Origin of the sequence: Paucibacter sp. XJ19-41 (assembly GCF_028462495.1) — a bacterium.
In the GTDB taxonomy this organism is placed as follows: domain Bacteria; phylum Pseudomonadota; class Gammaproteobacteria; order Burkholderiales; family Burkholderiaceae_C; genus Roseateles_E.
In genome coordinates, this window is the sequence record NZ_JAQOWX010000120.1 from 1 (window position 1) to 16,510 (window position 16,510).

The 16,510-nt window shown below is 60.7% G+C and carries 30 protein-coding genes, 2 tRNA genes and 1 pseudogene; 1 reads left to right on the plus strand and 32 read right to left on the minus strand.

Annotation, left to right across the window (positions count from 1 at the left end):
- Positions 1–503, plus strand: a 503-nt coding sequence (locus PO768_RS23305; RefSeq protein WP_272647954.1) for an isocitrate/isopropylmalate family dehydrogenase, incomplete at its 5' end; no start/stop codon positions are given.
- A gap of 58 nt (positions 504–561) precedes the next feature.
- Here the strand turns inward: PO768_RS23305 and PO768_RS23310 are convergent.
- The 32 genes and pseudogenes from PO768_RS23310 to rpsJ all read right to left on the minus strand — a co-directional run.
- Positions 562–638 (minus strand) — tRNA-Met (locus PO768_RS23310).
- Between the two features lie 82 nt (positions 639–720).
- Positions 721–797 (minus strand) — tRNA-Met (locus PO768_RS23315).
- 139 nt (positions 798–936) lie between these two features.
- On the minus strand, positions 937–1,326 hold the full coding sequence (gene rplQ, locus PO768_RS23320) for a 50S ribosomal protein L17 (protein ID WP_137945218.1): 390 nt from the start codon (positions 1,324–1,326) through the stop codon (positions 937–939).
- Positions 1,327–1,419: 93 nt separating this feature from the next.
- Entirely contained in the window at positions 1,420–2,409 is a 990-nt protein-coding gene (locus tag PO768_RS23325; RefSeq protein ID WP_124448780.1) for a DNA-directed RNA polymerase subunit alpha, read from the minus strand.
- Positions 2,410–2,650: 241 nt separating this feature from the next.
- Positions 2,651–3,268: pseudogene (rpsD, locus tag PO768_RS23335) on the minus strand (30S ribosomal protein S4); the annotation flags it as partial.
- A 210-nt stretch (positions 3,269–3,478) separates the two neighbouring features.
- Positions 3,479–3,883, minus strand: a complete 405-nt coding sequence (gene rpsK, locus PO768_RS23340; protein ID WP_133605042.1) for a 30S ribosomal protein S11 — start codon at positions 3,881–3,883, stop codon at positions 3,479–3,481.
- Between the two features lie 32 nt (positions 3,884–3,915).
- Positions 3,916–4,281, minus strand: a complete 366-nt coding sequence (gene rpsM / locus PO768_RS23345; protein WP_137945220.1) for a 30S ribosomal protein S13 — start codon at positions 4,279–4,281, stop codon at positions 3,916–3,918.
- A gap of 34 nt (positions 4,282–4,315) precedes the next feature.
- Positions 4,316–4,429, minus strand: a complete 114-nt coding sequence (gene rpmJ, locus PO768_RS23350; protein ID WP_056194202.1) for a 50S ribosomal protein L36 — start codon at positions 4,427–4,429, stop codon at positions 4,316–4,318.
- 59 nt (positions 4,430–4,488) lie between these two features.
- A complete protein-coding gene (gene infA, locus PO768_RS23355) occupies positions 4,489–4,707 on the minus strand; it encodes a translation initiation factor IF-1 (protein ID WP_137945221.1) in 219 nt (72 codons plus the stop codon).
- A 43-nt stretch (positions 4,708–4,750) separates the two neighbouring features.
- Positions 4,751–6,061: a preprotein translocase subunit SecY gene (gene secY, locus PO768_RS23360; protein WP_137945222.1), complete on the minus strand. Its 1,311-nt coding sequence runs from the start codon at positions 6,059–6,061 to the stop codon at positions 4,751–4,753.
- Between the two features lie 21 nt (positions 6,062–6,082).
- Complete coding sequence (rplO, locus tag PO768_RS23365; RefSeq protein WP_137945223.1) at positions 6,083–6,514, minus strand: 50S ribosomal protein L15; 432 nt, start codon at positions 6,512–6,514, stop codon at positions 6,083–6,085.
- A 26-nt stretch (positions 6,515–6,540) separates the two neighbouring features.
- Positions 6,541–6,723, minus strand: coding sequence for a 50S ribosomal protein L30 (gene rpmD / locus PO768_RS23370; protein ID WP_137945224.1), 183 nt, complete (start codon positions 6,721–6,723; stop codon positions 6,541–6,543).
- A gap of 19 nt (positions 6,724–6,742) precedes the next feature.
- Positions 6,743–7,261, minus strand: a complete 519-nt coding sequence (gene rpsE / locus PO768_RS23375; protein ID WP_137945225.1) for a 30S ribosomal protein S5 — start codon at positions 7,259–7,261, stop codon at positions 6,743–6,745.
- Between the two features lie 18 nt (positions 7,262–7,279).
- Positions 7,280–7,645: a 50S ribosomal protein L18 gene (gene rplR / locus PO768_RS23380; RefSeq protein ID WP_262971600.1), complete on the minus strand. Its 366-nt coding sequence runs from the start codon at positions 7,643–7,645 to the stop codon at positions 7,280–7,282.
- Positions 7,646–7,656: 11 nt separating this feature from the next.
- Positions 7,657–8,190, minus strand: coding sequence for a 50S ribosomal protein L6 (gene rplF, locus PO768_RS23385; protein ID WP_137945227.1), 534 nt, complete (start codon positions 8,188–8,190; stop codon positions 7,657–7,659).
- A gap of 19 nt (positions 8,191–8,209) precedes the next feature.
- Positions 8,210–8,605 (minus strand): 30S ribosomal protein S8, encoded by a 396-nt coding sequence (gene rpsH, locus PO768_RS23390; RefSeq protein ID WP_137945228.1) that lies wholly within the window; start codon positions 8,603–8,605, stop codon positions 8,210–8,212.
- A 24-nt stretch (positions 8,606–8,629) separates the two neighbouring features.
- Positions 8,630–8,935, minus strand: a complete 306-nt coding sequence (gene rpsN / locus PO768_RS23395; protein ID WP_137945229.1) for a 30S ribosomal protein S14 — start codon at positions 8,933–8,935, stop codon at positions 8,630–8,632.
- A gap of 8 nt (positions 8,936–8,943) precedes the next feature.
- A complete protein-coding gene (gene rplE / locus PO768_RS23400) occupies positions 8,944–9,483 on the minus strand; it encodes a 50S ribosomal protein L5 (protein WP_137945230.1) in 540 nt (179 codons plus the stop codon).
- A gap of 10 nt (positions 9,484–9,493) precedes the next feature.
- Positions 9,494–9,811, minus strand: coding sequence for a 50S ribosomal protein L24 (gene rplX / locus PO768_RS23405; RefSeq protein WP_137945231.1), 318 nt, complete (start codon positions 9,809–9,811; stop codon positions 9,494–9,496).
- Positions 9,812–9,837: 26 nt separating this feature from the next.
- Positions 9,838–10,206, minus strand: a complete 369-nt coding sequence (gene rplN, locus PO768_RS23410) for a 50S ribosomal protein L14 (protein ID WP_137945232.1) — start codon at positions 10,204–10,206, stop codon at positions 9,838–9,840.
- Between the two features lie 279 nt (positions 10,207–10,485).
- On the minus strand, positions 10,486–10,995 hold the full coding sequence (locus PO768_RS23415) for a peroxiredoxin (protein ID WP_272647955.1): 510 nt from the start codon (positions 10,993–10,995) through the stop codon (positions 10,486–10,488).
- A 114-nt stretch (positions 10,996–11,109) separates the two neighbouring features.
- Complete coding sequence (gene rpsQ / locus PO768_RS23420; RefSeq protein WP_137945234.1) at positions 11,110–11,382, minus strand: 30S ribosomal protein S17; 273 nt, start codon at positions 11,380–11,382, stop codon at positions 11,110–11,112.
- Entirely contained in the window at positions 11,379–11,579 is a 201-nt protein-coding gene (gene rpmC / locus PO768_RS23425) for a 50S ribosomal protein L29 (protein ID WP_137945235.1), read from the minus strand. Before rpmC ends, rpsQ begins: the two co-directional genes overlap by 4 nt.
- A gap of 14 nt (positions 11,580–11,593) precedes the next feature.
- Positions 11,594–12,010 (minus strand): 50S ribosomal protein L16, encoded by a 417-nt coding sequence (gene rplP, locus PO768_RS23430; protein ID WP_137945236.1) that lies wholly within the window; start codon positions 12,008–12,010, stop codon positions 11,594–11,596.
- Between the two features lie 3 nt (positions 12,011–12,013).
- On the minus strand, positions 12,014–12,868 hold the full coding sequence (gene rpsC / locus PO768_RS23435) for a 30S ribosomal protein S3 (RefSeq protein WP_137945237.1): 855 nt from the start codon (positions 12,866–12,868) through the stop codon (positions 12,014–12,016).
- Between the two features lie 16 nt (positions 12,869–12,884).
- Positions 12,885–13,214, minus strand: coding sequence for a 50S ribosomal protein L22 (rplV, locus tag PO768_RS23440; protein ID WP_137945238.1), 330 nt, complete (start codon positions 13,212–13,214; stop codon positions 12,885–12,887).
- Between the two features lie 11 nt (positions 13,215–13,225).
- A complete protein-coding gene (gene rpsS / locus PO768_RS23445) occupies positions 13,226–13,504 on the minus strand; it encodes a 30S ribosomal protein S19 (protein ID WP_133703194.1) in 279 nt (92 codons plus the stop codon).
- 10 nt (positions 13,505–13,514) lie between these two features.
- Positions 13,515–14,339 (minus strand): 50S ribosomal protein L2, encoded by an 825-nt coding sequence (gene rplB, locus PO768_RS23450; protein WP_137945239.1) that lies wholly within the window; start codon positions 14,337–14,339, stop codon positions 13,515–13,517.
- Positions 14,339–14,656, minus strand: coding sequence for a 50S ribosomal protein L23 (gene rplW, locus PO768_RS23455; RefSeq protein WP_272647956.1), 318 nt, complete (start codon positions 14,654–14,656; stop codon positions 14,339–14,341). Before rplW ends, rplB begins: the two co-directional genes overlap by 1 nt.
- On the minus strand, positions 14,653–15,273 hold the full coding sequence (rplD, locus tag PO768_RS23460) for a 50S ribosomal protein L4 (RefSeq protein ID WP_137945241.1): 621 nt from the start codon (positions 15,271–15,273) through the stop codon (positions 14,653–14,655). The genes rplW and rplD overlap by 4 nt, the downstream gene beginning before the upstream one ends.
- Positions 15,273–15,944: a 50S ribosomal protein L3 gene (rplC, locus tag PO768_RS23465; protein ID WP_262971602.1), complete on the minus strand. Its 672-nt coding sequence runs from the start codon at positions 15,942–15,944 to the stop codon at positions 15,273–15,275. The genes rplD and rplC overlap by 1 nt, the downstream gene beginning before the upstream one ends.
- A gap of 272 nt (positions 15,945–16,216) precedes the next feature.
- Positions 16,217–16,510, minus strand: a 294-nt coding sequence (gene rpsJ, locus PO768_RS23470; RefSeq protein WP_272647957.1) for a 30S ribosomal protein S10, incomplete at its 5' end; no start/stop codon positions are given.

The window sequence follows — 16,510 nt, forward strand, 5'->3', positions numbered from 1 at the left end:
TGGCAACCAAGAGCAATGGCATCGCGATCAGCATGCCCTGGTGGGACGGCCGCGCCGATGCGGTGGCACAGGGCTATCCGGCGGTCACGGTGGACAAGCAGCACATCGACATCCTCAGCGCGCGCTTTGTGCTGCAGCCGGGGCGCTTTGATGTGGTGGTGGCCAGCAATCTGTTCGGCGACATCCTGTCGGACCTGGGGCCGGCGACCACCGGCACGATTGGCCTGGCGCCCTCGGCCAATCTGAACCCGGAGCGCAAGTTTCCCTCGCTGTTCGAGCCGGTGCATGGCTCGGCGCCGGACATCTATGGGCAGAACATTGCCAACCCGGTCGCGATGATCTGGTCGGCGGCGCTGATGCTGGACTTTCTGGGCGAGCGGGCCGCGCATGACGCGATCCTGAAGGCCATCGAGACAGTGCTGGTCGAGGGGCCGCGCACGCGGGATCTGGGGGGCCAGGCCTCGACGACCGAGATGGGTGAGGCGCTGGCTGGCATGATCTGACGGATCGAACCACACAAAGCAAAACGCCCTCGCAGCATGCGAGGGCGTTTGTACTTGATGGTTGCGGGGGCAGGATTTGAACCTACGACCTGTGGGTTATGAGCCCAACGAGCTACCAGACTGCTCCACCCCGCGACTGTTCTTGCTTAACGTCGGACCCACTCATCGCGCCGACAAAAAAGCCGCTCAAAGACAAGCGGCCCTTTTCAATGTTCTCTGGTTGCGGGGGCAGGATTTGAACCTACGACCTTTGGGTTATGAGCCCAACGAGCTACCAGACTGCTCCACCCCGCGACTGAAGCTAGCAGTATAGCGCAGTTCGGTGACTTCGTCACCATTGCTGCGGGTACAGACGTAAAAAAGGCCAGCATCAAGCCGGCCTTCTCTGGGCGAACGCTCCGACCGGGACGGCTGGAGCGCAAGCGTTGTCGATTTACTCGACGGCTTCGCCGGCGGTCTCGCCTTCAGCGCGGTCAACCAGCTCCACATAGGCCATCGGCGCGTTGTCGCCAACACGGAAGCCCATCTTCAGGATGCGGGTGTAGCCGCCCGGACGCGCCTTGAAACGCGGGCCCAGTTCGTTGAACAGCTTGGTGACGATGTCGCGGTCACGCAGACGGTCGAAAGCCAGGCGGCGATTGGCCAGCGTGGGTTCCTTGGCCAGGGTGATCAGGGGCTCGACGACGCGACGCAGTTCCTTGGCCTTGGGGACCGTGGTCTTGATGGCTTCGTGCTGCAGCAGCGAGACGCACATATTGCGCAGCATTGCCTTGCGGTGTTCACTGGTGCGGTTGAGCTTACGGAGGCCGTTACGGTGACGCATGGTGCTTTTCCTTTCTAGATTGATCCCAGCAGCCGTATCAGGTACTGCCCGGGGGCACCGGGTGGCTTGACGCCACCCTCTTTCAAAAACTAATTAACGCTTGTCCAGACCTTGCGGCGGCCAGTTTTCCAGGCGGGCGCCCAGAGTCAGGCCGCGCGAAGCGAGGACTTCCTTGATTTCATTGAGCGACTTGCGACCCAGATTCGGGGTCTTCAGCAGCTCGGTTTCGGTGCGCTGGATCAGGTCGCCGATGTAGTAGATGTTCTCGGCCTTCAGGCAGTTGGCCGAACGAACGGTCAACTCGAGCTCATCGACAGGGCGCAGCAGGATCGGGTCGAAGCTGCTGGAGCGCTGGGCCGGCTGGTCGAAGGCATCGACCAGGTCGGTGCCCTGCAGCTGTGCGAACACGGCCAGTTGCTCAACCAGGATCTTGGCCGAAGCGCGGATCGCTTCCTCGGGCGAGATGGCGCCGTTGGTCTCGATCTCCATGACCAGCTTGTCCAGATCGGTACGCTGCTCGACGCGGGCGTTCTCGACGGCGTAGCTGACGCGGCGCACGGGGGAGAACGAAGCGTCCAGCACGATGCGACCGATGCTCTTGGTCGGCTCGTCGCCATAGCGGCGCATCGTGCCCGGCACATAGCCACGGCCCTTCTCGACCTTGATCTGCATGTCCAGCTTGCCGCCTTGCGACAGGTGGGCAATGACGTGCTCGGGATTGATGATCTCGACGTCATGCGGAGTCTGGATGTCGGCAGCCGTGACCGGGCCTTCACCTTCCTTGCGCAGGACCAGGGTCACTTCTTCGCGGTTGTGCAGGCGGAACACCACGCCCTTGAGGTTCAGCATGATGTGAACCACGTCTTCTTGCACACCGTCGATGGCCGAGTACTCGTGCAGCACGCCGGCAATCGTCACTTCAGTCGGCGCGTAACCCACCATCGAGGACAGCAACACACGGCGCAGGGCATTGCCCAGGGTGTGGCCATAACCGCGCTCGAACGGCTCCAGCGTCACCTTGGCGCGATGGCCGCCCAGGGGCTCCACATTGATGGATTTGGGTTTCAGCAGGTTTGTTTGCATGAGGTCTTTCTTTCAATACCCTCGGTTCGTTACACCGATAAGGCTGAGGGACCAACCGGGCGCGGCCGGAACGGGCCCGGCCCGGACGAGATAAAGCCGAAGAAAACGGCAAGGCCGAGCGCGCTCCTGACGAGCCGCCCGGCCGGATCACTTCGATTAACGCGAGTACAACTCAACGATCAGCGATTCGTTGATCTCGGCGCCGAACTCGTCGCGGTCGGGAGCCTTCTTGAACACGCNGCGAGTACAACTCAACGATCAGCGATTCGTTGATCTCGGCGCCGAACTCGTCGCGGTCGGGAGCCTTCTTGAACACGCCTTCCAGCTTCGTACCATCCACCTGCACCCAGGCAGGCATGCCGATGGACTCGGCCAGCTTGAATGCGTCAACGATGCGCAGCTGCTTCTTGGCCTTCTCACGCACGGCAACGGTGTCACCGGCCTTCACCAGGTAGGAAGCGATGTTGACCACTTCGCCATTGACGGTGATGCCCTTGTGCGAGACCAGCTGACGCGCTTCGGCACGGGTCGAACCGAAACCCATGCGATAGACGACGTTATCCAGACGCGATTCCAGCAGTTGCAGCAGGTTCACACCGGTCGAGCCCTTGCGGCGCTCGGCTTCGGCAAAGTAGCGGCGGAACTGACGCTCCAGCACGCCATACATACGCTTGACCTTCTGCTTTTCACGCAGTTGCAGACCGAAGTCGGAAGTGCGCTGACCGGAAGTGCGGCCGTGCTGGCCAGGCTTCGAATCAAACTTGGCCTTGTCGCTGATCGAGCGGCGGGCGCTCTTCAGGAACAGGTCGGTGCCTTCGCGGCGGGAAAGTTTGGCCTTGGGGCCGAGGTAACGTGCCACTTTGCGTGTCCTTGTTCAATCTGACGCACAAAATCCGTCGACTTGTGCGCGAGTCTGGCCAGTGTTTTTATCAGCTCAGACGGTGGGCTTATTGAAGTGTCGGCCTGCGCTCACCCGAGGCCTCGACTTCAGCAAAACGGCCGGCGGGCACTTGCGCGCCAGCCGGCTTGGGAAAATCGAATCGGCGATTATCGCACTAAACCGAGAGGTTTAGATACGACGACGCTTTTGAGGACGGCAGCCGTTGTGCGGCACCGGCGTCACGTCAGAGATCGAGTTGATGCGGATGCCCAATGCGGCCAGAGCGCGCACCGACGATTCGCGACCCGGGCCGGGGCCCTTGATCTTGACGTCCAGATTCTTGATGCCCTGCTCTTGAGCAGCGCGGCCGGCCACTTCGGCAGCCACCTGGGCAGCGAAGGGAGTCGACTTGCGCGAGCCCTTGAAGCCTTGACCACCGGAAGAGGCCCAGGACAGAGCGCCACCTTGACGATCGGTGATCGTGATGATGGTGTTGTTGAACGAAGCGTGGACGTGCGCAACGCCGTCGGCAACGTTCTTGCGAACCTTCTTGCGAACGCGCTGGGCAGCCGAGTTATTAGGTGCTTTTGCCATGTGAACCTTCTTTCAATGCTGTGGCAGCGTGATCACTTCTTGCCGGTCGCAGCCGACTTGCGCGGACCCTTGCGGGTACGGGCATTCGTGCGGGTGCGTTGACCGCGCATCGGCAGGCCACGGCGATGACGGAAGCCGCGGTAGCAGCCCAGATCCATCAAGCGCTTGATGTTGATCGACATCTCGCGGCGCAGATCGCCTTCGATGGTCATGCGGCCCACTTCTTCACGGATCTTTTCCAGATCAGCGTCGGTGAGGTCCTTGACCTTCTTGTCGAACGGGATGCCGCAAGTCGTGCAGATCTTCTGTGCGGTCGTACGGCCAATGCCGTAGATCGAAGTCAGACCGATCTCAGTGTGCTTTTGCGGCGGAATGTTGATACCAGCAATACGTGCCATGTGCGTCCTCTAATTCGCTCGTGTCGTGCAGCAATCAGCCCTGGCGCTGCTTGTGGCGGGGATCGGTACAGATCACACGCACCACGCCCTTGCGGCGGATGATCTTGCAATTGCGGCACATTTGCTTAACGGATGCCGAAACTTTCATGGTCTGCTCCTTGACCTACTCTAAATCGCTCAAACAGCGCGTCCGGGGAATGAACAAGCTCACTTCGCCCGGAAAACGATGCGAGCACGACTCAAATCGTAGGGCGTGAGTTCCACCGTCACTTTGTCTCCGGGCAGGATGCGGATGTAGTGCATCCGCATCTTGCCGGAGATGTGACCGAGGACCACATGCCCGTTTTCCAACTTCACACGAAACGTTGCGTTGGGGAGATTTTCTTGGATCTCACCCTGCATCTGAATGACGTCGTCTTTCGCCATGCCGTTCAGGTTCGGTTGGAACCGTTGGTATTACCTCAGCTTGTCAGCTGGCCTTGAAATTTGCCTTCTTCAGCAGCGACTCGTACTGCTGACTCATCACATAAGACTGCACCTGAGCCCAGAAGTCCATGGTGACCACGACGATGATCAACAAGGAAGTACCGCCAAAATAGAACGGTACGTTGTACTTCAGAACCAAAAACTCAGGCAGCAGACAGACGGCGGTGATATAGATGGCGCCGGCCAAGGTCAGTCGCGACAAGATCTTGTCAATATGCTTGGCGGTCTGATCGCCGGGACGGATCCCGGGGATGAACGCACCACTCTTCTTCAGGTTGTCTGCGGTCTCACGGCTGTTGAACACCAGCGCCGTGTAGAAGAAGCAGAAGAACACGATGGCAGCAGCGTACAGCAGCACATAGATAGGCTGGCCCGGACGCAGCATGTCAGCGAGGTCTTTCAACCAGCGCAGGCCATCACCGGTAGCGAACCAACTCACCACGGTGGTCGGCAGCAGGATGATGGATGACGCGAAGATCGGCGGGATCACGCCCGACATGTTCAGCTTCAGCGGCAGGTGCGAGCTTTGACCACCATAGACCTTGTTGCCGACCTGGCGCTTGGCATAGTTCACCAAGATCTTGCGCTGGCCACGTTCAACAAAGACCACAGCGTAGGTCACACCGATCACCAGGGCCACGATGAAGATCGAAGCAATGATGCTCATTGCGCCAGTCCGCACCAACTCCAGCAACCCGGCCACCGCACCCGGGAGACCCGCAGCGATACCGCCGAAGATCAGAATCGAGATGCCGTTGCCCAGACCGCGCTCGGTGATCTGCTCACCCAGCCACATCAGGAACATCGTGCCGGCCACCAGGCTGGTCACCGCAGTCATGCGGAAACCAAAACCAGGATCAATCACCAGACCCGGCGAGCTCTCCAGCGCCAGCGCAATGCTCAGCGATTGGAAGATGGCCAGACCCAGGGTGCCGTAACGGGTGTACTGCGTGATCTTGCGACGCCCTGCTTCGCCTTCCTTCTTCAGCGCTTCCAAGCTCGGCACCACATGCGTCATCAACTGCATGACGATGGAGGCCGAGATGTAGGGCGTGATGCCCAGCGCCAAGACAGCGAAACGGGACAGCGCGCCGCCCGAGAACATATTGAACAGGCTCAGGATGCCGCCCTGCTGACCCTTGAAGAGCTGCTGCAGCTGGGCCGGGTCGATGCCGGGCACGGGGATATGCGCCCCGATCCGATACACCACCAGCGCCAGCAGCAGGAACACAAGCCGACGACGGAGGTCGCCGAACTTGCCGCTCTTGGCCAGTTGGTTTGCGTTGGTTGCCACTGTGCCTATCCTGTAGCTCGATTAAGCGACCGTGCCGCCAGCGGCTTCGATGGCTGCCTTGGCACCCGCCGTTGCGCCCACGCCCTTCAGCGTGATCTTGCGGCTGATAGCGCCCGACAGGATGACCTTGACGGTCTTCGCCAGTTCGGGAACCAGGCCGACGGCCTTCAGGGTGAGCACGTCGATCTCGTCACCGGCCAGCACCTGCAGATCGCTCAGCGTGATCTCGGCGTTGTACTTCAGCGATTGCGACTTGAAACCGCGCTTGGGCAGGCGACGCTGCAAAGGCATTTGACCGCCTTCGAAGCCCACCTTGTGGTAGCCACCGGCACGCGACTTTTGACCCTTGTGGCCGCGGCCAGCAGTCTTGCCCAGACCGGAGCCAATGCCACGACCCACGCGACGCTTGGCGTGCTTGGCGCCAGCGGCAGGCTTGATGGTATTGAGTTGCATCTTCTAGTCCTCAGTTCGTGTGGCGCTTACAGCACCTGCACGAGATAGGCGATCTTGTTGATCATGCCGCGCACCGCCGGCGTGTCTTCCAACACGCTGGTGCTGTTCAGCTTGCGCAGACCCAGGCCAACCACGGTGGCACGGTGCGAGGCACGGGTACCAATGGGGCTGCGGACCAGCTTGACCGTCAAAGTTTTCTTGTCAGACATCAGTCTCTCCAGTGCAGCTTCAGTTGAGGATGTCTTCAACTGTCTTGCCGCGCTTGGCTGCGACTTGCGCGGCCGTGGTGGAACGCTTCAGGGCGTCCAGCGTGGCGCGAACCATGTTGTAAGGGTTGGTCGAACCGTGGCTCTTGGTCACGATGTCGGTCACGCCCATCACTTCGAAGACGGCGCGCATCGGGCCGCCGGCGATCACGCCGGTACCGGCCTTGGCCGGGATCATCATCACGTGAGCAGCACCATGGTCACCGTTCACGCTGTGGTGAATCGTGCCATTGCGCAGATCGACCTTGACCATATTGCGGCGGGCGGCTTCCATTGCCTTTTGCACGGCGACCGGAACTTCCTTCGCCTTGCCCTTGCCCATGCCGATACGGCCATCGCCGTCGCCGACCACCGTCAGTGCTGCGAAGGACAGCGTACGGCCGCCCTTGACCACCTTGGTGACGCGATTGACCGCGATCATCTTTTCCTTCAGGCCGTCGTCATTGCCTTCGGTCTGCGCGCGGGGTTGAAATTTTGCCATTTCGTATTCCTTGTTGCGTCAGAACTGCAGGCCGGCTTCGCGGGCTGCTTCGGCCAGTGCCTTGACTCGGCCATGGTAGGCAAAGCCTGCACGGTCGAAAGCCACCTTCTCGACGCCGGCAGCCTTGGCCTTCTCGGCGACACGCTTGCCCACCAGGACGGCAGCAGCGACGTTGCCGCCCTTGCCATTGCCACCCAGTTCGGCGCGGACTTCCTTCTCGGCGGTCGAAGCGCTGGCCAGCACCTTGGTGCCGCAGTCGGAAATGACGCTGGCGTAGATGTGCAGGTTGGAGCGGAACACCGTCAGGCGTGCCACGCGCTGGATTGCAATCCGGGCGCGGGTTTGACGCGAGCGACGGATGCGCTGTTCTTTTTTGGTCAACATTGCGCTGCTCCTTACTTCTTCTTGGTCTCTTTGAGGGAGACCTTCTCGTCGGAATAGCGGATGCCCTTACCCTTATAGGGCTCTGGCGGACGGAAGGCGCGCACTTCAGCGGCGATCTGTCCGACCACTTGGCGGTCCGCGCCCTTGATCAGGATTTCGGTCTGGGTCGGGCACTCAACCTTGATACCAGCCGGCATGTCCTTCACCACAGGGTGAGAGAAACCGATCTGCAGGTTCAGCTTCTGGCCCTGAGCCTGGGCACGGAAGCCCACGCCCACCAGATTCAGCTTCTTCTCGAAACCCTTGCTCACGCCGTTGACCATATTGGCCACCAGTGCGCGCATCGTGCCGCTCAGCGCATCGGCATCGGCCGATTCGTTGGCGGGGGCGAAAGTCAGCTTGCCAGCTTCATTCTTGATGGTGACCTGGGGGTTGGCAGCACGCACCAACGTGCCCTGGGCACCCTTCACGCTGATCTGCTCAGCGGTGATCGTCACGTCCACACCTGCGGGGACGGCGACCGGCATTTTTCCTACGCGGGACATTGTTTAAATCTCCTTGCGCTTAGGCGACGTAGCAGAGCACTTCGCCGCCGATACCGGCTTGACGTGCTTTGCGGTCGGTCATCACACCCTTGGGGGTGGTGACAATCGCCACACCCAGGCCATTCATGACCTGCGGGATGTCGTGGCGGCCCTTGTAAATGCGCAGGCCGGGACGGCTCACGCGCTCGATGCGCTCGATCACCGGACGACCGGCGTAATACTTCAGCGCAATCTCCAACTCGGGGCGGGCGGCTTCACCGCGCACCGCGAATCCATCGATATAACCCTCGTCCTTCAGGACCTTGGCGATCGCGATCTTCAACTTAGACGAAGGCATCACGACGCTGGCTTTCTCAACGCTTTGGGCGTTGCGAATGCGAGTCAGCATATCGGCGATAGGATCACTCATGCTCATATGAAAATCTCCTAAACCTGCCGATTACCAGCTGGCCTTGACGACACCGGGGATGTCGCCCTTGAAGGCCAGCTCGCGAATTTTGTTACGGCCCAGGCCGAACTTGCGGAACGTGCCGCGGGGACGGCCGGTCAACTCGCAGCGGTTACGCAGGCGGGTCGGGTAGGCGTTACGGGGGAGCTTTTGCAGCTCCAGGCGGGCTGCATAGCGCTCTTCTTCCGACTTCTTGAAGTCGTCAATGATGGCTTTCAGTTCCGCATACTTCTTGGCGTACTTGGCGACCAGTTGTTCGCGCTTCAGCTCACGTTGCTTAATCGAGAGTTTTGCCACAGGTCACCTCAGTTCTTGAACGGGAACTTGAATGCAGCCAGCAGGGCCTTGCACTCATCGTCCGACTTGGCCGTGGTGGTGATGCTGATATTCAGACCACGCAGCGCGTCAACCTTGTCGTAATCGATTTCCGGGAAAATGATCTGCTCTTTGACGCCGATGTTGTAGTTACCACGACCATCGAACGAGCGACCCGAGATACCACGGAAGTCACGAACGCGCGGCAGCGCGACCGTCACGAAACGATCCAGGAATTCATACATCTGAACGCCACGCAGGGTGACCATGCAGCCGATCGGCACTTGCTCACGGATCTTGAAACCCGCGATTGCCTTCTTGGACTTGGTGACCACGGGCTTTTGGCCGGCGATCTTGGTGAGGTCGCCAACGGCGTGGTCCATCACCTTCTTGTCCGCAACCGCCTCGCTCACACCCATATTGAGCGTGATCTTGGTGATGCGCGGCACTTCCATGACCGACTTGTAGCCAAACTTCTCAACGAGGCCTGGCACAACTTTTTCGCGATAAAACGCTTGCAAACGAGCCATGTCGGACCTCTTAAGCCTTGATCTCTTCGCCGGTCGACTTGTAAACGCGCACCTTCTTGCCATCGGCGAGCAACTTAATGCCCACGCGATCGGCCTTGCCGGATGCAGCGTTAAAAATCGCCACGTTGGATTGATGGATCGGCATCGTCTTATCGACCACACCGCCGGTGGTGCCCTTCATCGGGTTGGGCTTGACGTGCTTCTTGACGACATTGACGCCGTCCACCACGAGGTGGGCGTCGTCGACACGCTGCGACACAGTGCCGCGCTTGCCCTTGTCGCGGCCGGTCAACACGATGACCTGGTCGCCTTTACGAATCTTGTTCATGGCAATACCTTTGTCTGTGGCTGTGCTCAGAGCACCTCAGGCGCCAGCGACACGATCTTCATGAAACGCTCGGTACGCAGTTCACGCGTCACCGGGCCGAAGATACGAGTGCCGATGGGCTCCAGCTTGGCGTTCAGCAGCACGGCGGCATTGCCGTCGAACTTGACCAAAGAGCCGTCCTGGCGGCGCACGCCCTTGGCAGTGCGAACCACCACCGCGCTGTAGATCTCGCCTTTTTTGACGCGACCGCGCGGAGCAGCTTCTTTGATGCTGACCTTGATGATGTCGCCAATGCCGGCATAACGACGCTTGGACCCGCCAAGCACCTTGATGCACATGACGGATTTAGCGCCAGTGTTGTCCGCGACGTCGAGCCGCGATTGCATTTGAATCATGTCTGTCCCCAACTTTTCCCTCGTCCAGCGCCGCAACCAATTTGCAGCCACCTTCAGCGGTCAGTCTTGGGCCCGTGGACCGTTCGCTCGGATCTTTGAGACCCTTGCGCCCGGCAGTTATGGGCGAACCCGAGGCCATAACGCACTAGAAAGTGCGCCTGACGTTCGGCGAAGCTTTGGATTATGCGTCAGGGCCTACGCTCATGTCAAGCGTTAACCCCGAAGAACTTTGCAAGCCAGCACCGCGGACCCCGCGATGCCAGCCCGATCCGTGAAAGTTCAGAGCGCCTTGGCCTGAGCCAGCAAGGTGGCAGCATCGCTGACCTCGAACTTGCCGGGCGCCTCGACATTCAGCGACTTGACGACGCCGTCAACGACCAGCATCGAGTAGCGCTGCGAGCGCAGACCCATGCCCCGTGTCATCAGGTCCAGCGTCAGGCCGGTGGCTTTGGCGAAGTCAGCGCTGCCGTCAGCCATCATGCGGACCTTGCCGGCGGTCTTCTGTTCGCGACCCCAGGCGCCCATCACGAAGGCGTCATTGACAGACACACACCAGATCTCGTCGACACCGGCCGCCTTGAAGGCCTCGGCCTGCTGCACATAGCCAGGCACATGCTGGGCCGAGCAGGTGGGCGTGAACGCGCCGGGCAGCGCGAAGATCGCAATTTTCTTGCCGGCGGTGGCCTTCTCGATGTCGAAGCTGTTGGGGCCTTGCGAGCAGCCATTGCCCTCGACCTCGCTGAATTCATTGAGCGTGCCTGCGGGCAGCTGGTCTCCGACTTTCAGCATTGTTGATCTCCTTGTTCACAACGAAAAACGGCCGGACGCCAGTATTCCAGCGTTCCGGCCGTCTGAGCCATCGCGGAGCACAAAACCCCGCAACAGCCTGGACTTCAGCGGCGATTAAACGACTTGCGCCTTCTCGACCAGACGGGTCACGACCCAGCTCTTGGTCTTGGACAGCGGACGGCCTTCGGCGATCTCGACCACATCACCCATCTTGTACTCGCCCTTTTCGTCATGGGCGTGGTACTTGCGGGAACGGGCCACGATCTTGCCGTAGAGCTCGTGCTTGGCACGGCGCTCGATCAGCACGGTCACGGTCTTGGAGCGCTTGTCGCTGACCACGCGACCGATCAGGGTACGCGTGTTCTTTTCTTGAGCTTGCGTAGTCATTTCGCGGCTCCCTTCTTCTTCTCGGCCAACACGGTCTTGACGCGAGCAATGTCACGGCGCGTATTGCCCAACACGGTGTGGTTGGTCAATTGTTGCGTCGCTTTTTGCATGCGCAGGCCGAAATGGGCCTTCAGCAGGTCGGTCACTTCCTTTTCCAAGGCAGCGACATCCTTGCCACGCAGTTCAGATGCTTTCATGGTGTCTTTCCTCTTCAGCTGCCGACCTGGCGGGTCACGAAGGTGCAGCTCAGCGGCAGCTTTGCAGCAGCCAGCGTGAACGCTTCGCGAGCCAGGGCTTCCGGCACACCGTTGACTTCATAGAGCACCTTGCCAGGCTGAATCTCAGCGACGTAGTACTCAGGGTTGCCCTTACCGTTACCCATACGGACTTCGGCGGGCTTCTGGGAGATCGGCTTGTCCGGGAAGATGCGGATGAAGATACGACCACCGCGCTTGATGTGGCGCGAGATCGCACGACGTGCAGCTTCGATCTGGCGGGCCGTCAGACGACCACGCTCAGTTGCCTTCAGGCCGAAATCGCCAAAAGACACGGCAGCGCCGCGGGTTGCAACACCGGTGTTGCGACCCTTTTGCTCCTTGCGGTATTTGCGACGAGCTGGTTGCAGCATTTTTTATTCTCCTTTGGGCTCGCCGGCCACGGGGGCGGCGGGCTTGCGGACGACGCGCTTGGCGGCGGGCTGGCCGGCGGCGCCTGCGTCAGCTGCCGGGGCGGCGTCACGCGGACCACGATCACCACCGGGACGGCCACGGCCGGTCGGTGCACCCGGACGGGTGTTGCGACGCGGACGACGGTCGTCTTCGGCACCTGCCGGCGTATTGATCACCGGCGCTTCGCCATTGGCGAGGCGGTCACCACGGTAGACCCAGACCTTGACGCCAATGACGCCGTAGGTGGTCTTCGCTTCGGAGAAGCCGTAGTCGATGTCAGCCTTCAGGGTGTGCAGCGGCACACGGCCTTCGCGATACCACTCGGTACGAGCGATTTCAATGCCATTCAGACGGCCGGCAGACATGATCTTGATGCCCTGGGCGCCCAGGCGCATCGCGTTCTGCATCGCACGCTTCATGGCGCGACGGAACATGATGCGCTTTTCCAGCTGCTGGGTGATCGAGTCGGCGATCAGCTGAGCATCGATTTCGGGCTTGCGCACTTCTTCGATGTTGACTGCCACCGGCACGCCCAGACGCTTGGTCAGTTCGGCCTTCAGGTTTTCGATGTCCTCGCCCTTCTTGCCGATCACCACGCCCGGACGTGCCGAGTAAATGGTGATGCGGGCGTTCTTGGCGGGGCGTTCGATCAGAATGCGCGACACGGCGGCACTCTTCAGGCGGGCCTTCAGGAACTCGCGAACGCGCAGATCTTCGGCCAGCATCGTGGCGAAGTTCTGGTTCGACGCGTACCAGCGCGACGCCCAGTTACGGGTGACGGGCAGGCGGAAGCCGGTTGGGTGGATTTTTTGTCCCATAGTCTTCTTTCAGCCTTCAGTTGCCGACCGACACGAAGATGTGGCAGGTGGGCTTGCTGATGCGATTACCGCGGCCCTTGGCACGAGCGGAGAAACGCTTCAGAGTGGCACCTTGCTCCACATAGATCGTGGTGACCTTGAGTTCATCAATGTCAGCGCCGTCGTTGTGCTCGGCGTTGGCGATGGCGCTCTCGAGCGCCTTCTTGATGATCACGGCTGCCTTCTTCTGGGTGAATTCCAGGATGTTGAGCGCCTGGTCCACCTTCTTGCCGCGGATCAGGTCAGCCACCAGGCGACCCTTGTCACACGAGAGGCGAACGCCGCGAACGATTGCTTTGGTTTCCATCGTTGGCATCCTTACTTCTTCCCGGCCTTCTTGTCGGCCGGATGGCCTTTGAAGGTGCGGGTCAGTGCGAATTCACCCAGCTTGTGGCCGACCATCTGGTCAGACACATACACCGGCACGTGTTGCTTGCCGTTGTGCACAGCGATCGTCAGACCGATGAACTCGGGCAGGATCGTCGAGCGACGCGACCAGGTCTTGATAGGCTTTTTGTCCTTGTTGGCAACCGCCTTGTCGACCTTGGCCAACAGGTGATGGTCAACGAACGGGCCCTTCTTCAATGAACGAGTCATGGCCTACCCTTTACTTCTTGCGACGCGAAACGATGAACGTCTGCGTACGCTTGTTGTTACGAGTGCGGTAGCCCTTCGTGAGGGTGTTCCACGGCGACACAGGCGCTTGGCCTTCGCCGGTACGACCTTCACCACCACCGTGCGGGTGATCCACCGGGTTCATCGCCGTACCGCGAACGGTCGGGCGGATACCCTTCCAACGGATTGCACCGGCCTTGCCGTACTGGCGCAGCTGATGCTCTTCGTTGCTGACCTCGCCGATCGTGGCGCGGCAGTCGATGTGGATGCGGCGCACTTCACCCGAGCGCAGGCGCAGCTGGGCGTAGACACCTTCGCGGGCCATCAGCACCACGGACACGCCGGCCGAACGCGCGATCTGCGCACCCTTGCCAGGCAGCATCTCGATGCAATGGATCGTCGAACCCACCGGGATGTTGCGGATCGGCAGCGTGTTGCCGGCCTTGATCGGGGCTTCCGCGCCGCTCAAGATCGTTGCACCGACTTCCAGACCACGCGGAGCGATGATGTAGCGACGCTCGCCGTCGGCATAGCACACCAGAGCGATGTGGGCCGTACGGTTCGGGTCGTACTCGATGCGCTCAACCTTGGCCGGGATACCGTCCTTGTTGCGCTTGAAGTCGACCACGCGGTAGTGGTGCTTGTGACCACCGCCCTTGTGGCGAATCGTGATGTGACCGTTGTTGTTACGGCCAGAGTTCTGCTTTTGCGGCTCAAGCAGCGACGCCTCGGGCGCGCCCTTGTGCAGGTGCTTGTGCACCACCTTGACCACGGCACGGCGGCCGGGCGAGGTCGGTTTGACTTTAACGACGGCCATTACGCAGCCTCCCCGGAGAAGTTGAGCTCTTGGCCCGCCTTCAGCGACACATACGCCTTCTTGACGTGGTCGCGGCGACCGATGGAACGGCCGAAGCGCTTGACCTTGCCCTTGACGTTGACGACGTTCACAGCCTCGACCTCGACCTTGAACATCAGTTCAACAGCGGCCTTGATCTCGGGCTTGGTGGCGTCGCGCAGCACCTTGAACAACACTTGGTTGTGCTTCTCGGCAACCGACGTGGCCTTCTCGGACACGATGGGAGTCAGCAGCACGGAGGCCAGACGGCCTTCGGAATACTTGGTGGGGGCGCTCATGCCAGCATCTCCTTGAGTTGCTCCATCGCAGCCTTGGTCACCAACACCTTCTTGTAGTGAACCAGGGACAGCGGATCGGCGTAGCGCGGCTCGCAAACCAGCACATTGTGCAGATTGCGCGAGGCCAGCAGCATGTTGTCGGAGACTTCGTTGGCGATCAGCATCACCGACTCCAGACCCATGGCCTTGAACTTGGCAGCCAGCAGCTTGGTCTTCGGGGCTTCGATATCGATCGCCTCGACCACCGACAGGCGGCCTTCACGAGCCAGCTGCGAGAGGATGGCGGCCATACCGGCGCGGTACATCTTCTTGTTCAGCTTGTGCGTGAAGTTCTCGTCCGGCATGTTCGGGAAAATCCGACCACCCCCGCGCCACAGCGGCGAGGACGTCATACCGGCACGTGCGCGGCCGGTTCCCTTTTGACGGAACGGCTTCTTGGTCGAGTGCTTGACCTGTTCACGATCCTTCTGGGCGCGGGTACCTTGGCGGGCATTGGCCTGGAAGGCCACGACCACCTGGTGCACCAGGGCTTCGTTGTAATCGCGAGCGAAGACGGTGTCAGGAGCATCCACCTTGGCGGTGGCCTGACCTTGCTCATTCAGGAGCTCGAGCTGCATCAGTTGGCTCCTTTCTTGAGCTTGACCTTGACAGCAGGACGCACGACCACGTGGCCGTTCTTGGCGCCCGGCACAGCACCGCGGACCAGCAGCAGCTGACGAGCTTCGTCAACGCGCACGATGTCCAGGTTCTGGGTGGTCACGGTTTCGTCGCCCATATGGCCCGACATCTTCTTGCCAGGGAACACGCGGCCCGGATCCTGCGCCATCGAGATGGAGCCAGGAACATTGTGCGAGCGGCTGTTACCGTGGGAAGCGCGTTGCGAACCGAAGTTGTGACGCTTGATCGTGCCTTCGAAGCCCTTACCGATGGACGTGCCTTGCACGTCAACGGTCTGGCCGGCAGCGAACAGCGAGACCGGCACCTGGGCGCCCGCCTTGTATTCGGCAGCGACGGCGGCGTCGACACGGAATTCCTTCAGGATACGACCGGCTTCAACGCCCGCTTTCGCGAGGTGACCGGCTTCCGGCTTGGTGACGCGCGAAGCTTTGCGCGTACCGAACGCCACTTGAATGGCGCTGTAGCCGTCGTTTTCTACAGTCTTGATCTGGGTCACGCGGTTGTTGGACACATCCAGCACCGTCACAGGGATGGCGTCGCCATCGTCCGTGAAGATGCGCATCATGCCCACCTTGCGGCCCAGCAATCCGAGACGATTGCTTAGACTCATGGTTTTTCTCCAGCCCCTCTGCTCGCGCAGGAAGCCATTTACGTACACCCGACATCGATTGGTCGGGCCGATAAGTGCAGCGCCGAATCTCGACAAGTCAAGAACCGGCCCTGCGCCAAATCCCGCGCAGGACGAACCAGCGCGGAAAAGCTGGCGAGTATAGCGTGAACCCTAGGAATTACGCAAGGGCACGCCAGGCATCGCCAAACAAAAAGGGCGGCCGTTGCGGGCCACCCTTCTTGAAGCTGTCATCTCCGACAGCTCTACTGCGATTACTGCAGCTTGATTTCCACATCGACGCCGGCAGGCAGGTCGAGCTTCATCAGCGCATCAACCGTCTTGTCGGTCGGATCGACGATGTCCATCAGGCGCTGGTGGGTGCGGATTTCGAACTGGTCGCGCGAAGTCTTGTTGACGTGCGGCGAACGCAGGATGTCGAAACGCTCCATGCGCGTCGGCAGGGGCACGGGGCCCTTGACGATGGCACCGGTACGCTTGGCGGTTTCCACGATTTCAAGCGCCGACTGGTCGATCAGCTTGTAGTCGAAGGCCTTCAGGCGGATGCG

Coding starts and splice junctions, on each gene's coding strand:
- rplQ (WP_137945218.1), bottom strand. CDS start 1,326: ATGCGTCACCGTAACGGCCTCCGTAAGCTCAACCGCACCAGTGAACAC.
- PO768_RS23325 (WP_124448780.1), bottom strand. CDS start 2,409: ATGCAAACAAACCTGCTGAAACCCAAATCCATCAATGTGGAGCCCCTG.
- rpsK (WP_133605042.1), bottom strand. CDS start 3,883: ATGGCAAAAGCACCTAATAACTCGGCTGCCCAGCGCGTTCGCAAGAAG.
- rpsM (WP_137945220.1), bottom strand. CDS start 4,281: ATGGCACGTATTGCTGGTATCAACATTCCGCCGCAAAAGCACACTGAG.
- rpmJ (WP_056194202.1), bottom strand. CDS start 4,429: ATGAAAGTTTCGGCATCCGTTAAGCAAATGTGCCGCAATTGCAAGATC.
- infA (WP_137945221.1), bottom strand. CDS start 4,707: ATGGCGAAAGACGACGTCATTCAGATGCAGGGTGAGATCCAAGAAAAT.
- rplO (WP_137945223.1), bottom strand. CDS start 6,514: ATGCAACTCAATACCATCAAGCCTGCCGCTGGCGCCAAGCACGCCAAG.
- rpmD (WP_137945224.1), bottom strand. CDS start 6,723: ATGTCTGACAAGAAAACTTTGACGGTCAAGCTGGTCCGCAGCCCCATT.
- rpsE (WP_137945225.1), bottom strand. CDS start 7,261: ATGGCAAAATTTCAACCCCGCGCGCAGACCGAAGGCAATGACGACGGC.
- rplR (WP_262971600.1), bottom strand. CDS start 7,645: ATGTTGACCAAAAAAGAACAGCGCATCCGTCGCTCGCGTCAAACCCGC.
- rplF (WP_137945227.1), bottom strand. CDS start 8,190: ATGTCCCGCGTAGGAAAAATGCCGGTCGCCGTCCCCGCAGGTGTGGAC.
- rpsH (WP_137945228.1), bottom strand. CDS start 8,605: ATGAGCATGAGTGATCCTATCGCCGATATGCTGACTCGCATTCGCAAC.
- rplE (WP_137945230.1), bottom strand. CDS start 9,483: ATGGCTCGTTTGCAAGCGTTTTATCGCGAAAAAGTTGTGCCAGGCCTC.
- rplX (WP_137945231.1), bottom strand. CDS start 9,811: ATGAACAAGATTCGTAAAGGCGACCAGGTCATCGTGTTGACCGGCCGC.
- rplN (WP_137945232.1), bottom strand. CDS start 10,206: ATGATTCAAATGCAATCGCGGCTCGACGTCGCGGACAACACTGGCGCT.
- PO768_RS23415 (WP_272647955.1), bottom strand. CDS start 10,995: ATGCTGAAAGTCGGAGACCAGCTGCCCGCAGGCACGCTCAATGAATTC.
- rpsQ (WP_137945234.1), bottom strand. CDS start 11,382: ATGACTACGCAAGCTCAAGAAAAGAACACGCGTACCCTGATCGGTCGC.
- rpmC (WP_137945235.1), bottom strand. CDS start 11,579: ATGAAAGCATCTGAACTGCGTGGCAAGGATGTCGCTGCCTTGGAAAAG.
- rplP (WP_137945236.1), bottom strand. CDS start 12,010: ATGCTGCAACCAGCTCGTCGCAAATACCGCAAGGAGCAAAAGGGTCGC.
- rpsC (WP_137945237.1), bottom strand. CDS start 12,868: ATGGGACAAAAAATCCACCCAACCGGCTTCCGCCTGCCCGTCACCCGT.
- rplV (WP_137945238.1), bottom strand. CDS start 13,214: ATGGAAACCAAAGCAATCGTTCGCGGCGTTCGCCTCTCGTGTGACAAG.
- rpsS (WP_133703194.1), bottom strand. CDS start 13,504: ATGACTCGTTCATTGAAGAAGGGCCCGTTCGTTGACCATCACCTGTTG.
- rplB (WP_137945239.1), bottom strand. CDS start 14,339: ATGGCCGTCGTTAAAGTCAAACCGACCTCGCCCGGCCGCCGTGCCGTG.
- rplW (WP_272647956.1), bottom strand. CDS start 14,656: ATGAGCGCCCCCACCAAGTATTCCGAAGGCCGTCTGGCCTCCGTGCTG.
- rplD (WP_137945241.1), bottom strand. CDS start 15,273: ATGCAGCTCGAGCTCCTGAATGAGCAAGGTCAGGCCACCGCCAAGGTG.
- rplC (WP_262971602.1), bottom strand. CDS start 15,944: ATGAGTCTAAGCAATCGTCTCGGATTGCTGGGCCGCAAGGTGGGCATG.